Source organism: Vibrio maerlii, assembly GCF_003415655.1.
Lineage (GTDB): Bacteria > Pseudomonadota > Gammaproteobacteria > Enterobacterales > Vibrionaceae > Vibrio > Vibrio maerlii.
Genome location: NZ_QRHC01000003.1, coordinates 158,399 through 171,652 on the forward strand (window position 1 = coordinate 158,399; position 13,254 = coordinate 171,652).

A 13,254-nucleotide genomic window follows, 5' to 3' on the forward strand; every position below is an offset into this window, starting at 1 on the left:
AAGGGTAAAAGTCTATTGACTTATAATTACGCTTTTTCGTTTAGGATGATGCGTAGAGTACGACGAAGTGGCTCCGCGGCACCCCAAAGTAGCTGATCACCTACAGTGAATGCGTTTAGGAAGTCGTTACCCATCGACATTTTACGCAGACGACCTACTGGCACAGACATAGTGCCTGTCACTTTTGCAGGTGTAAGCTCTTGAGCGGTGATGTCGCGATCGTTAGGAATCACTTTAACCCAGTCGTTATGTGTCGCAATGATCTCTTCGATTTCATCCATTGGAACATCTTGCTTAAGCTTGATCGTCAAAGCTTGTGCGTGACAACGCATTGCACCGATACGAACACAAGTACCATCAATAGGGATTGGCTGACCATCAAGACCTAGGATCTTGTTCGCTTCAACTCCCGCTTTCCACTCTTCTTTACTTTGACCATTTTCACGCTTCACATCGATCCAAGGGATCAACGAACCAGCAAGTGGTGCACCAAATTGATCAGTAGGGAAAGAAGATGAGCGGATGGTATCAGCAACTTTTTTATCGATATCCAAGATCGAGCTTGCAGGATCAGCAAGTTCAGTGCTCACACATTCATTGATGACACCCATTTGAGAGATAAGCTCACGCATATTTTTCGCACCAGCACCAGAAGCTGCTTGATACGTCATTGCGCTCATCCACTCAACCATACCTTTCTCATACAGGCCACCCAATGCCATTAGCATCAAGCTTACAGTACAGTTACCACCCACAAATGTGTTGGTGCCTGAGTGAATGCCTTGCTGAATTTGTGCTAAGTTGACTGGATCAAGTGTGATGATTGAATCTTTATCCATACGAAGCGTAGATGCTGCATCGATCCAGTAACCTTTCCAGCCAGCTTGACGAAGTGCTGGATATACCTTTGACGTGTAATCGCCGCCTTGACAAGTAATCACGGCATCCAGCTGCTTTAAGCTCTCAATATCAAAAGCGTCCTGTAGCATGCCTGCATCTTTACCACCAAGTACAGGTGCTGGGATACCTACTTGAGAAGTACTGTAGTACACAGGTTCGATATGGTCGAAATCACGCTCTTCAACCATTCGCTGCATCAGTACTGAACCAACCATGCCGCGCCAACCAACTAAACCAACTCTCATCTCAACTCTCCATGTAATTCATTCAAAAATCGTTTACACCATATTTATGTGTTTCGAAACCAAAGCGCAAGCACAATTTTTACATAAGTGGCAATTTTATCGCCGATATTTAAATTTCGTTACGAGTTAAGTAAAACTGAACCTCTTTACGACTGTAAACCACATTATTCCGGCCCAATAACTGTAAAGTGCTGAGGGACTAGTCCGATGAGCTATTTCTCCATCCTAGATAAGTGTTCATTAACTTGGACGAGTACCCATTCCAGTTCTTGGCCAAGTAAATTCAACTCTTCCGGCATAATTGGGCGATTGTGCTTAAACTTACCTTCAATCGTTGCAGCTAAACTGCGAAGTTTATTTGCACCAAGGCTAGCTGAAACGCTCTTTAAGCTATGTACTTTACGCTGAGCGGCTTCTGTATCCACATCCGTCAGGCTCTTTAGCTGCTCAAAGTCCTCACTGTGATCCTGAATAAACACGTTGAGCAACATAGCGACCGCTTCTTCATCCTCCCCCATCGTTTCGTATAGCGTAGTGAGGTCAATCCTTGCATACTCAGGCTCTTCCACTGGCATATGATCAACCGGTTCGCCCCCTATTGGTATCTCTTGTTGCTGAATACTCTCCGATTCAAACCTGTTTGGAGTCACCGACTCTGACTCAATGCGGCCGACCAAATGTTTTTTCACCCAGATGGCCATCGCGACAATAGTAACCGTCGCAAGCATTACTAGCGCAATCATATACTTGATGCTCATTTCGCTTAGCTGCTTCATCACCAGGAGTTGTTCGTTATTCACTTGATGATGAAATAACTGATCAATATGGAATGTCATTTGTGCATGGCTTGTTAGTACACCAGAAACTTCAGACAAAATTTGTAAAAATGCGGCCTTTTCACTATCCGCTAACAGGTTGGCTTTTTCATAGATGCGGTCAAAGACAAGATAAGTGTCTGGGTTCTGAGCTCTATCAGTAAACATCACTTCAAAAACCTGAGCGCCCAACTCGTAATAAAGTGCGTGGGCTTGTGGACTTATTTGCGCCAATTCTCTTTGTTGCTTGATAGTCTGAGTAAGCTCTTTCACTTGGTATTCAACAGATATGTAGTGATTGCTTTGCTCAATAAACCTATCGGTCTGATAGAACAAGTTTTCGACATCAGGATGAAAAACAAATGGAAGTATGGAAGTTTTGGTACTGTCACGCAGGGTAATCAGTCGTTCAGCCGTGCGAGCAAACTTCTCTACATGTAGCGCTCTAAATGGCTCAGGGAACACAAATTCACTTTGAAGCTCAGAAATCCCAAAACAAAGCTCTTCAATGTTCTCAGCCAAGCGATTGAGACCAACGCTTTGGTAGGTAATAAAAAATGCAGAGCAAAGCCAAGTAATGACGATGATACGAAGACTAAAAGAAACCTTGCCTTGTTTGAGATTCAACTGACACATCCTGTGATAAGCGATTGAACTAATTTATTAAAATTACTACTCAGCTCAAAGGATTACCAGTCATTTGAACATAAAAAAAGCAAGCTAAATCACTATTTTATCCTTCACAGGAAATAGAATTCAACTTGCTTAGTTTAGGTTTATAGAGGCTTATCGGTCTCTTGAAAGCTGATCACGTAAGTTTGGTGGTGTCCCTTTAATCGTTAGCGTATCAGTTTCCGGATCGTAAAAAATACGTTCACCTAACAACAGACTATCGAAGCTAACATTCAATCCGCCTCCAGCACCCACATACTTAGTCAGTTTACGTACCGTTGCACGGTCACCAGGAAAGCTCTCTTCTAGCTCATAGCCCTGCTCTTGAGCGAATTGGTGGAAACTCGTGCCATCCGAACTTGCTGGCAGCTCTCCCGAAAGCTCTTTTACGAACACCTCATCACCAGACTTAATCTGTTCGTTGCAGTATTCGGCGACTTGTTTGCGGTAATTGTTGGTCTCTTCTTTATCTAACTGAGAGTCAGCACAAAAGTCATCAACCGCCTGCATTAATACCAAGTTTTGTTGCTTAGTATCTAACCCAACTTCTGCTTGCATGAAATCTAAGAAGAAATCAGCCACTTTGCGACCAACTCTGCCTTTGATGTAGGCAAGGTAACGATTGGAATCTTTATCGGTGTCATAGCGAGACAGATCGATACGTGCCGCAATATCCATCTTTGTGATATCTAGATAGTCAGTAGAGAGGATCTCAAGGCCTTCCGTCACCTTCAAGCTGTGATTAGAAGGTAGCAAACCGATAAATAGGTAATCTGTTGCTAAGGATTGGTATTCGGCTAGAACTAGAGTTCCCTCTTCCGCAAATGGGTATTTGCTAATTTCTTGGTTGAGACGTTGAGCACAAACCTGTGAAAAATCATAAAAATCTCTTTCGCCACGGCGCAGCTCTTGCAACCATTGTTGAAAGTCGCTGTCAGATTGAAAAGAGCCAAACCCTTTACCTGCTTTTGAATGGAATACACGGTGTAGCTCAGCCACCAGGCTTTCTGATGAGGTATCGTTGTCTAGAGCATGTTCTCTATAGTTAACAACCAGTTCATCCTGATCGTTTTTAGTAAGCTGATGTAAAATTACGTTAGAAAGATGAAGACTCATAGCAGTTTTATTTATTTCGGGTTTCAGTTGTCATTGAGAGTAGGTTATCATAAGCCGCTTTTACTATCATTATCTGACATTATTGAGTCCTTATGCCAATTACATCTAAATACAGCGACGAAACTGTTGAACAAATCCTAACTGAGATTGCTGCCGTTCTTGATAAGCACGGTGCAAATGCCGAGCTTTCATTGATGATTGCAGGCAACATTGCGACGAACGTTCTAAACCAAAACGTTCCTGCTTCTCAGCGCAAGGTTATCGCTGAAAAATTTGCGCAAGCTTTACTGTCTTCTCTAGACGAAAGTAAAACACATTAATCATTAGTCTTACGGACTAAAGACGAATAAAAAGACGGACAGAAGTATCTAAATGGTAGATAGTGAGAACACATACGGTGGCCGCGTTTCTCGAATGGTAGGTTGGGGGCATTGGTTTGCTTTCTTCAACATCATTGTATCCATGCTTATCGGCACCCGCTATATTAGCCAATCACCTTGGCCTGAGACTTTGCTTGGGCAATTTTACTTAGCGATCTCATGGGTTGGGCATTTTGGCTTTTTGGCCTTTGCTCTCTACCTTTTGGTACTTTTCCCTCTGACCTTTGTCATTCCCTCACGAAAGCTATTCAGGCTGTTTTCAGTTTGTTTCGCAACTGTGGCTTTAACCGTGTTATTGATTGATACTCAGTCTTATGAGGCTATCAATCTACACCTAAACTCTGCGGTTTGGGAGGTGTTGTGGAATGACACGGAAGGTACTAGTGCAGCAGAGTGGCAAAAGCTATTCATCGTGCTGCCGATCATTTTCTTACTGCAACTTGCTCTTTCCGAATGGGTTTGGAATAAGCAACGCAAGCTGTCGCACAAACATATCGGTCGTCCATTGGCCGCAGTATTTTTCCTCTGCTTTATTTTAAGCCACCTAATTTATATCTGGGCGGATGCGTATTTCTACAGCCCGATTACCAATCAAAAAGCGAACTTCCCTCTGTCATACCCAATGACGGCGAAGACCTTTATGGAAAAACATGGTCTGCTTGATAAAGAAGAATACGAGCGTCGCTTATTAGAAAGCGAAAGCAGTGTTGACCTCATGAACTACCCGCTAGAAGAGTTGAAGTTTAACCGTCGTGGTAAAAATCTTAACCTACTGGTTATCAGTGCAAACAACCTTCGTGCAGATGCAGTGAACGAAGAATCAATGCCGTTTACTACTCAACTCGCTAACGACAATGTGAACTTCACGAATCATTACAGCTCAAGTAACGATTCTTTGGGGATGTTTGGCCTGTTCTACGGCCTCCCTAGTAGTTACGCAGGCAGCATTCGAGAGCAAAAAGCCTCCCCTGTCCTGTTTGACGTTATGAAGGACCAGAAGTACAGATTTGCGCGCTTCAGTGGTTCTGGCTTCAATGATCCTTTGTACAAAGAGACCATTTTCCGCAAGCTACCAGTTAACTTATCGCAAGATATCAAATACAACGACCAAGTGGCTGTTGATGAGTGGAATACTTGGCTAAACGGTACTAAATCATCACCTTGGATGAGCTTTATTGAACTGACATCTGTGGACGATTTCACCAACTACGGTGACGAGGATAAGGCTCTAAGCGCGAGTGACAACTTTAAGAAAGCATACTATAAGGCCGCTTCGAGTGCAGACACTTACATCGAGCAGGTTTTCACTAAGCTGCAAGAAAAAGGCTTACTTGAGAGCACCATCGTAATCGTCACATCGAATCACGGTACCGAGTTTAACGAGACGAAAACGAATAGCTGGGGCACAGGTACAAACTACAGCCGTTACCAACTGCAAGTTCCGATGATCATGCATTGGCCAGGTAAGTTGGCTACGACTTACAATCATCAAACTAGTCACCTTGATATGCCAGCAACTCTAATGCGAGACCTGCTGGGCGTGTCATCAAAAGCGAGTGACTTCAGTAGCGGTCGCAATCTTCTTAATGAATCTAGCCGCCGTTGGATTATCGCTGGTGACTCAAGAGAGATTGCATTAATCACTCCAACTGAAACCACGGTGATTGACCGATTCGGCAACTTCAAGCTTTACGATGCCGACTACAAACGTATCAAAGATGGCAAGCCTCGCTTACCGGTTTTGATGCAAGGTCTGACAGAGCTAAAACGTTTTTACGTGAATGAAAACTAATCCAAGGAGAGCAAATTGCTCTCCTTTTTTCTATCTAGCTACTCTCTCCTAGATACTTTCTTTGCAATCGGTCACAAAGCAAGCAAACAGTCACTCGAGGGCTTTACATCATTGTGGAGGCTCTATATTATGCGTCCCCAGAGGAGAGATGGCTGAGTGGTCGAAAGCACCGGTCTTGAAAACCGGCAACCGTTAATAGCGGTTCTAGGGTTCAAATCCCTATCTCTCCGCCACATTTATAGAGATAAGCCACTGATTTTCAGTGGCTTTTTCTTATCTGAAGCAAGCTGAGTCCCCAAAATGGATTGACTCAGACAATATACCCTCTCAAAACTACCGCTGGCACCTACTACAGCTGTGTTATTGATTACAGCTAAGCCTAAACGTATTGGTATCACTTTAAAAAATATACGCTGATGCCCCGGTTAGCGAACCGCTTTTCCTAGTAGAACTCGTGGTGCGACAAGCACTTTGTCACCACTCCCACCGTTTGCTTTGATATCAGCCCAGAAATTATCACACCTGTTATAGGCTCAAGCGCACTTGGATTGAATCGCCGATGGTAGCCGACATACTTTGTGGCTTGTAAAACAATATTGCTGGTGCTTCCATAAGCTAGATTTTCTAATACTATCGCTCAGCTAACTTTACTACATACTTCGGGGCACTTGCCGGCACATTCATACTGTCTTACATTGCATAAAAACAAGGTATTCTGATGACTATTAACATTGACCAGCTAACCGCGCAGTATCCGCTGGTTAAAGAACTTATAGAGCTCAAAGAAACATCGTGGTTTAACCCGCATATCACAAGCCTTGAAGAGGGTTTGCCATACGTTGGACTTAATGCTGAGAATATTCAAGATGCAAGCAACAGGCTAGCGCGATTCGCTTCGTATCTTGCCAAAGCGTTCCCGGAAACGGCCATAACAGACGGTATCATCGAGTCGGAAGTGGTTCCCATCAAGAAAATGCACAACCTACTCGAGCGAGAATATAACACTCAGGTACAAGGTCGCTTGCTAATAAAAAAAGATAGTCACTTGCCTATCTCAGGCTCTATTAAAGCCCGAGGCGGGATATATGAAGTCCTGACACATGCAGAAAAACTTGCAATGGAAGCAGGACTGCTTACGGAATCGGATGACTACAGTAAATTGTTGAATAAAGAGTTCCAAGATTTCTTCAAGCAATTCAGTATCGCTGTAGGCTCTACTGGAAACCTTGGGATGTCTATTGGGATCATAAGTGCCAAATTAGGTTTTTCCGTTTCTGTGCATATGTCTGCTGATGCAAGGGAGTGGAAGAAAAACAAACTTCGCTCTCATGGCGTTAATGTTGTCGAGTATGAACAAGATTATGGTGTCGCAGTGGCTCAAGGTCGGAAAGAAGCAGAAAACGACCCTACCTGCTTTTTCATTGATGACGAAAACTCGCAAACCCTGTTCTTGGGTTATTCCGTTGCTGGTGAACGTCTTAAGAAACAGTTAACTGAGAAAGGTATCGAAGTAGACGCGCAGCACCCTCTATTTGTGTATCTGCCGTGTGGTGTTGGTGGTGGCCCTGGTGGAGTCGCGTTCGGCCTGAAAATGGCATTTGGAGATAACGTTCATTGTATTTTTGCTGAGCCGACACATTCTCCATGTATGTTGCTTGGCGTCCATACCGGCCTGCACGATGACATTAGCGTTCAAGATATTGGCATCGACAACATTACCGCCGCTGATGGTCTAGCCTTCGGTCGTGCCTCCGGATTTGTCGGTCGAGCGATGGAAAGGTTGTTAGATGGTTATTTAACAATAACCGATGAACGTATGTACAACTTACTGAAACAATTGAGTGAGTGTGAAGACATACAGCTTGAGCCTTCGGCACTAGCGGGCATGATTGGGCCTGTGGTTGTAACGAATGATCGGGGCTATAGAAAGCAGATGGAGTTTAGTGACACCATTATGAGCAATGCCACACATTTAGTTTGGGCGACAGGTGGTGGCATGGTTCCTGAAGCCGAAATGTCCTATTACCTTAAAAATATGCTATCTAATCAATAACTAAGTTAATGGCACTCTACTGGATTGCTTCCCTAAATCGAACAAATAACAGAGAACTATATCTAAGAGTGCCAGTGATTAACTGTACCGTGAGATGTAGCCTTCAATGCAGGTCGCGTGCACTATTCTATTTCGCTTTTAAGTTGATCTAAAAATGCTTTCATGTAACGAGTTCGCCTCTCCCCTTCCTTTCGCGCCGATTTCGTATTGAGCTTATTCACTAACTTGAAGAGTTTGGTATAAAAGTGGTCCACCGCAAACTGCTTATCTGCAAGCTCACGTTCAACACCAAAAGGGTCATCAACGCTATACAGCTTTGAACCAAAGCCACTACTCACTTGAATACAACGGGCAATCCCTACAGCGCCTAAAGCATCCAACCGATCAGCATCTTGAACAATCTTAGCTTCAACTGTTTGGGTTTCTATATCCGCACTATAACTGTGAGCCACGATAGCATGATGAATGGATTCAAAGTACATCTCTGGGTAACCAATAGACTGCAGAAAATCGATGGCTTTATCTGCCGCTACGACTGAGCTTTTTCTCCTATCGGGATGATCTTTAGGGTAAGAGAAACAGTCGTGTAAATAGGCGGCAGGCAATACAACTTCTAGCATTGCCTCTTCTTCTATACATAACTTCTTGGCACTGGAGACCACACGCAATACATGGCTCATGTCGTGAGCCAAATCTTGCGTCATCTCTTTTTCAATGAATGCCTTAAATTGTTGTTCATAATTGGTGAGGTTCATGCATTCTTGTTTCGATTAGTTGGAAAAACAGTGTAGCCATCAATTAAAATTGAACACAAAACAATGAAACTACTTTTGTGATCAAACGGGTGCTAGTCGCTTGAAAAAGTTTTGTTGCACCACCATAGCACCACAGAAACGAAAAAGCCCCGACAACTCATTGAGTTGTCGGGGCTTTAAGAATAAATGGCACGCCCTGAAGGATTCGAACCTTCGACCACATCCTTAGAAGGGACGTGCTCTATCCAGCTGAGCTAAGGGCGCGCTACAGGGAAAGGATTATACGAGTTGATTGAGCGAAATCAATGGGTTTGTGCCACTTTGAGAATTGAGTGCCGAAAAAAAAGCCATTTATTGCTTCCACGACTAAAAACAGAACAAAGCAAACGTTTGCTTTATGGATATTCCCAGACATTTTTGAGACAATGCGCGCAAAATAAAAGCATAAAGCTTTATCATTTCAGCGTAACTTCTAAAGGAAGCTCATGACTGCTCAAAACATCGATGGAAAACTCATCTCACAAACCGTTCGCTCTGAAGTAGCGGCTCGCGTTAAGGCTCGCACAGAAGCTGGTCTTCGTGCTCCTGGCCTTGCTGTTGTGCTTGTTGGCGAAGACCCAGCATCGCAAGTATATGTCGGTAGCAAGCGTAAAGCTTGTGAGGAAGTGGGCTTTGTATCAAAATCTTTTGACCTACCAGCAACCGCATCCGAGATGGAACTTCTTGACTTGGTTGATCAACTAAACCGCGATCCAGAAATTGACGGTATTTTGGTTCAGCTTCCACTGCCTGCTGGTATTGATAGTACAAAGGTACTTGAACGTATCACTCCAGAAAAAGATGTGGATGGTTTCCACCCATACAACGTGGGTCGATTAGCACAGCGCATTCCAAAGCTTCGCTCTTGTACTCCAAAAGGTATTATCACACTGCTGGACCGTTACAACATCGATCTGCGTGGCAAACACGCTGTTGTGGTTGGCGCTTCGAACATTGTGGGCCGCCCAATGACATTGGAACTTCTGTTAGCAGGTTGTACGACCACAACATGTCATCGATTTACTCAAGACCTTGAATCACATGTTCGTCAAGCGGATGTTGTGGTTGTTGCTGTTGGTAAACCTAACTTTATTCCAGGTGCTTGGATTAAGAAAGGCGCAATTGTGGTCGATGTCGGTATCAACCGCCTTGAGTCGGGTAAGCTTGTTGGTGACGTTGAATATGATGTTGCAAAAGAAAACGCAAGCTTCATCACACCAGTACCGGGTGGTGTTGGCCCGATGACTGTAGCAAGCCTAATCGAGAACACTATGATTGCCTGTGAGCAATACAACTCGAACTAAGAGCTAGAGAGCTAGAGAGCTAGAGAGCTAGAGAGCTAGAGAGCTAGAGAGCTAGAGAGCTAGAGAGCTAGAGAGCTAGAGAATTTTGAAAGGTTGACGTTTAACGTCAACCCTTTTTAGTGCGGTAGGTTAAAGAATCTAGATATCCAGTTTTCCAGCAGCGAAGCGACCTAACTATCTAAAAGCAAAGTATTAACCAAACTTGATTCGATCCGCTAGGTGGCTCACCGCTAGTGCGAAATAGTAAGAACGGTTCCACTTCATCAACACGTTGTAGTTGTTGTATACCAAGTAGCTGCGACCATTTTGGTCATCAGGCATTATTAGCCACGCTTTAATATCTTCATCAAGTCTCGGTAGTGGACGGCCATCAAATCGTTTAATTCCAAGTTCCGACCACTCTTGAAGGTATTTACCCTTCTCTTCTGAGCGGCCTTGTAATTCTAAACTGATACCTGATGGCACTTGAACTTGACGCCCCCACGTATACTCTTCCTGCCAACCAGACTGACTTAAATAATTTGCTGCTGAAGCAAAAACATCAGCTTTAGTATTCCAGATATCCTTCTTACCATCACCGTTGCCGTCCGCGGCGTAAGCCATAAACGAGCTTGGCATAAACTGAGGTTGCCCCATAGCTCCCGCCCAGGACCCTTTAAAGTTTTCGACAGGGATATGCCCTTCATCCAAAATCTTAAGTGCATGCATCGCTTCAGTACGGAAGAACTCCTCACGACGACCGTCGTAAGCCATCGTAGCGAGCGCATCCATCACCCTGTAATTACCGGTGAAAGTACCGAAGTTACTTTCGACCCCCCATAACGCAACGATAAAGCGAGGCTGAACGCCATACTCATCGCCAATACGTTTCAAGTCTGCGTAGTTTTGCTTATAGAGTTTCTGCGCCTGCTTTACTTTCCAATCCGGTACAGCCCTTGGAATGTACTCATCAAGTGTAAGCCTTTTCTCTGGTTGGTTCTTATCTGCCTTTACTGCTCTTGGCTTATAGGTCACGTCTGAAAAGGCTTGTTCTAAAATTGGCTCAGAAATACCTTGCTCGCGCCCCTGCTCTTTCAGCTCAAGCACATAATCTTCGAAACTTGGTTTTGCGCTTTCCGCCCAGCTCGTGAACGGAAGCATTGTGGCTAATGCTAATGTTGTTAGCTTAGATTTGAATGTGATCAAACTTCCTCCTTGAAAGCACCTGTCCGTAAACGCTCTACAGACTGTAGCTTTAACCTTGGTTCTGTTGTTTTTTTCGTTCTTTATAGGTTTCAAGCAAGTTTTCTGGTGGCGGCGGCAGTTGTAAGAAGAAGCCCTCTTCCTGCAGTGATGCTTTCACCTTTTCAACATCGACTTGTGCTAGTTTTCGGCCATCTAGCTTTATCACCATGACGAACACAGGTTTGCCAAACATCTCCATCAATTTGTCAGGAACTTGTGAAAAATCGTCTTTTTTTGAAATGTAGAGGTAAGCGCCCTCTTTTTTTGTGCTTTTATAGATCGAACAAAGCATGTTAGGCCTTCTAATTTATTAATATCGCGTTGCTTTGATAAGCGTGTGCAATTATTGAGCTAAAAACTGGGAAATCAGCGAGATAACTTGCTGCTCACCACCTAGGAATATAACATGTTATCCCTAGTCCAAAGCAACGCTGAATGCAAAAGAGGTTGTATTAATTTCTATGGCTACACTACCCGATCTAAAAGGCAGCAGTTTCACCTTAACGGTATTACATCTAGCCAGCAATGACGTTGCAGAAGCAAAATCCTTTCTCACAGAAAAAGTAGAAAAGGCACCCGCCTTTTTTGCCAACGCTCCTATCGTCCTTAATATTGAAAAGGTCGACGGTGATATCGATTTTGCTGCACTCAAACAAGCCGTAAATGATGCAGGTATGATCCCTGTTGGCATTACCGGTAGCAAAAACAAACGCACGCAAACCTTAGCTACCGATGCAGGCTTTGCGGTAATGACTGCAAGCAAGACACCCACTCAGGCTCCAGCCGAGATGAAAGCACCTAAAGTGGTCCGTACTCCCGTCCGCTCTGGTCAACAAGTCTATGCAAAAGATAGCGACCTTATAGTGCTCAGCCACGTCAGCGCTGGCGCAGAAGTTATCGCGGATGGCAGTATACATATTTACGGTTCTTTGCGTGGTCGAGCTATCGCGGGTGCAAGTGGACAATCAGAATCAAAAATACTGTGCCATGATCTTCAGGCAGAACTTGTCTCGATTTCAGGACACTACTGGCTCAGTGATCAAATCAATAGTGAGTATTGGAAAAAGAAAGTCATGCTGAGCATGGCAGACGAACAACTTCAATTTGAAATACTCGCTCAATAAGTTTTTTATAAGGAATTTCGAATGGCTCGTGTCATTGTTGTGACATCCGGTAAGGGTGGTGTTGGTAAAACAACTTCAAGTGCTGCTATCGCATCTGGCTTAGCGGTAAAAGGGAAAAAGACGGCAGTAATCGATTTCGATATTGGCCTACGTAACCTTGACCTAATTATGGGCTGTGAACGTCGCGTCGTGTACGACTTCGTTAACGTAATCAATGGCGAAGCAACACTCAACCAAGCACTAATCAAAGATAAGCGCACAGATAACTTGTTCATCCTGCCAGCATCACAAACTCGTGACAAAGACGCGCTCAGCAAAGAAGGCGTTGAACGTGTTCTAAATGAGTTGGATGAAATGGGCTTTGATTTCATTATCTGTGATTCCCCTGCGGGTATCGAACAGGGTGCACTGATGGCACTGTACTTCGCAGACGAGGCGATTGTGACAACGAACCCTGAAGTCTCTTCTGTTCGCGATTCAGACCGCATCCTCGGTATCCTAGATTCTAAATCTCGTCGCGCCGAGCAAGGCTTAGAGCCTGTGAAGCAACATCTACTGCTCACACGTTACAACCCAGCACGTGTGACCCAAGGTGAAATGCTGAGTGTTGAAGATGTAGAAGAGATCCTGCACATCTCGCTGCTAGGTGTTATTCCAGAGAGCCAAGCAGTACTGAATGCATCAAACAAAGGTGTGCCAGTATTCTTCGATGAGGCATCTGATGCAGGTATGGCCTATGATGATACAGTAGAGCGTCTGCTAGGACAGCAAGTGGATTTCCGCTTCCTGACTGAACAGAAAAAAGGAATTTTCAAACGCCTATTCGGAGGTTAAG

General features: G+C 44.2%; 12 protein-coding genes and 2 tRNA genes. 7 read left to right on the forward strand and 7 right to left on the reverse strand.

All coding sequences use genetic code 11. The features are described from left to right. Window positions 1-26 precede the first annotated feature (26 nt). The 3 genes from asd to yejK all read right to left on the reverse strand — a co-directional run bounded on the left by asd (window position 27) and on the right by yejK (window position 3,748). A complete protein-coding gene (asd, locus tag DPF91_RS05025) occupies window positions 27-1,145 on the reverse strand; it encodes an aspartate-semialdehyde dehydrogenase (protein ID WP_117233349.1) in 1,119 nt (372 codons plus the stop codon). 212 nt (window positions 1,146-1,357) lie between these two features. Next, a complete protein-coding gene (locus tag DPF91_RS05030) occupies window positions 1,358-2,587 on the reverse strand; it encodes an Hpt domain-containing protein (RefSeq protein ID WP_164684048.1) in 1,230 nt (409 codons plus the stop codon). 159 nt (window positions 2,588-2,746) lie between these two features. Next, on the reverse strand, window positions 2,747-3,748 hold the full coding sequence (gene yejK / locus DPF91_RS05035; RefSeq protein WP_117233351.1) for a nucleoid-associated protein YejK: 1,002 nt from the start codon (window positions 3,746-3,748) through the stop codon (window positions 2,747-2,749). Between the two features lie 92 nt (window positions 3,749-3,840). Between yejK and DPF91_RS05040 the strand changes: the two genes are divergently transcribed. The 4 genes from DPF91_RS05040 to DPF91_RS05055 all read left to right on the forward strand — a co-directional run bounded on the left by DPF91_RS05040 (window position 3,841) and on the right by DPF91_RS05055 (window position 7,973). Further along, a complete protein-coding gene (locus tag DPF91_RS05040; RefSeq protein WP_117233352.1) occupies window positions 3,841-4,068 on the forward strand; it encodes a YejL family protein in 228 nt (75 codons plus the stop codon). A gap of 52 nt (window positions 4,069-4,120) precedes the next feature. Then, window positions 4,121-5,920, forward strand: a complete 1,800-nt coding sequence (locus tag DPF91_RS05045; RefSeq protein ID WP_117233353.1) for a DUF3413 domain-containing protein — start codon at window positions 4,121-4,123, stop codon at window positions 5,918-5,920. Window positions 5,921-6,062: 142 nt separating this feature from the next. Beyond that, a tRNA-Ser gene (locus DPF91_RS05050) sits at window positions 6,063-6,153 on the forward strand. 485 nt (window positions 6,154-6,638) lie between these two features. After that, on the forward strand, window positions 6,639-7,973 hold the full coding sequence (locus DPF91_RS05055; RefSeq protein ID WP_164684050.1) for a D-serine ammonia-lyase: 1,335 nt from the start codon (window positions 6,639-6,641) through the stop codon (window positions 7,971-7,973). Window positions 7,974-8,095: 122 nt separating this feature from the next. On the opposite strand, the gene DPF91_RS05060 is transcribed toward DPF91_RS05055, so the two are convergent. Continuing rightward, window positions 8,096-8,728: an HD domain-containing protein gene (locus tag DPF91_RS05060; RefSeq protein WP_117233355.1), complete on the reverse strand. Its 633-nt coding sequence runs from the start codon at window positions 8,726-8,728 to the stop codon at window positions 8,096-8,098. Between the two features lie 187 nt (window positions 8,729-8,915). Beyond that, window positions 8,916-8,992 (reverse strand) — tRNA-Arg (locus tag DPF91_RS05065). 221 nt (window positions 8,993-9,213) lie between these two features. Between DPF91_RS05065 and folD the strand changes: the two genes are divergently transcribed. Next, complete coding sequence (gene folD / locus DPF91_RS05070) at window positions 9,214-10,071, forward strand: bifunctional methylenetetrahydrofolate dehydrogenase/methenyltetrahydrofolate cyclohydrolase FolD (protein ID WP_117233356.1); 858 nt, start codon at window positions 9,214-9,216, stop codon at window positions 10,069-10,071. 192 nt (window positions 10,072-10,263) lie between these two features. Here folD and DPF91_RS05075 read toward each other — a convergent pair whose 3' ends face one another. Together DPF91_RS05075 and DPF91_RS05080 are read right to left on the reverse strand one after the other, a co-directional pair. Continuing rightward, a complete protein-coding gene (locus DPF91_RS05075) occupies window positions 10,264-11,211 on the reverse strand; it encodes a lytic murein transglycosylase (RefSeq protein WP_117233785.1) in 948 nt (315 codons plus the stop codon). Between the two features lie 94 nt (window positions 11,212-11,305). Beyond that, on the reverse strand, window positions 11,306-11,587 hold the full coding sequence (locus DPF91_RS05080) for a YcgL domain-containing protein (RefSeq protein WP_117233357.1): 282 nt from the start codon (window positions 11,585-11,587) through the stop codon (window positions 11,306-11,308). A gap of 169 nt (window positions 11,588-11,756) precedes the next feature. Between DPF91_RS05080 and minC the strand changes: the two genes are divergently transcribed. Together minC and minD are read left to right on the forward strand one after the other, a co-directional pair. Continuing rightward, window positions 11,757-12,419, forward strand: coding sequence for a septum site-determining protein MinC (minC, locus tag DPF91_RS05085; RefSeq protein WP_117233358.1), 663 nt, complete (start codon window positions 11,757-11,759; stop codon window positions 12,417-12,419). Window positions 12,420-12,440: 21 nt separating this feature from the next. Further along, entirely contained in the window at window positions 12,441-13,253 is an 813-nt protein-coding gene (minD, locus tag DPF91_RS05090; protein WP_117233359.1) for a septum site-determining protein MinD, read from the forward strand. The last annotated feature ends 1 nt before the right edge of the window (window position 13,254 follow it).

Excerpts from the sequence above, each read along its gene's own strand:
- asd (WP_117233349.1), bottom strand. The coding sequence starts at position 1,145 with ATGAGAGTTGGTTTAGTTGGTTGGCGCGGCATGGTTGGTTCAGTACTG.
- yejK (WP_117233351.1), bottom strand. The coding sequence starts at position 3,748 with ATGAGTCTTCATCTTTCTAACGTAATTTTACATCAGCTTACTAAAAAC.
- DPF91_RS05040 (WP_117233352.1), top strand. The coding sequence starts at position 3,841 with ATGCCAATTACATCTAAATACAGCGACGAAACTGTTGAACAAATCCTA.
- DPF91_RS05045 (WP_117233353.1), top strand. The coding sequence starts at position 4,121 with ATGGTAGATAGTGAGAACACATACGGTGGCCGCGTTTCTCGAATGGTA.
- DPF91_RS05055 (WP_164684050.1), top strand. The coding sequence starts at position 6,639 with ATGACTATTAACATTGACCAGCTAACCGCGCAGTATCCGCTGGTTAAA.
- DPF91_RS05060 (WP_117233355.1), bottom strand. The coding sequence starts at position 8,728 with ATGAACCTCACCAATTATGAACAACAATTTAAGGCATTCATTGAAAAA.
- folD (WP_117233356.1), top strand. The coding sequence starts at position 9,214 with ATGACTGCTCAAAACATCGATGGAAAACTCATCTCACAAACCGTTCGC.
- DPF91_RS05075 (WP_117233785.1), bottom strand. The coding sequence starts at position 11,211 with ATGCTTCCGTTCACGAGCTGGGCGGAAAGCGCAAAACCAAGTTTCGAA.
- DPF91_RS05080 (WP_117233357.1), bottom strand. The coding sequence starts at position 11,587 with ATGCTTTGTTCGATCTATAAAAGCACAAAAAAAGAGGGCGCTTACCTC.
- minC (WP_117233358.1), top strand. The coding sequence starts at position 11,757 with ATGGCTACACTACCCGATCTAAAAGGCAGCAGTTTCACCTTAACGGTA.
- minD (WP_117233359.1), top strand. The coding sequence starts at position 12,441 with ATGGCTCGTGTCATTGTTGTGACATCCGGTAAGGGTGGTGTTGGTAAA.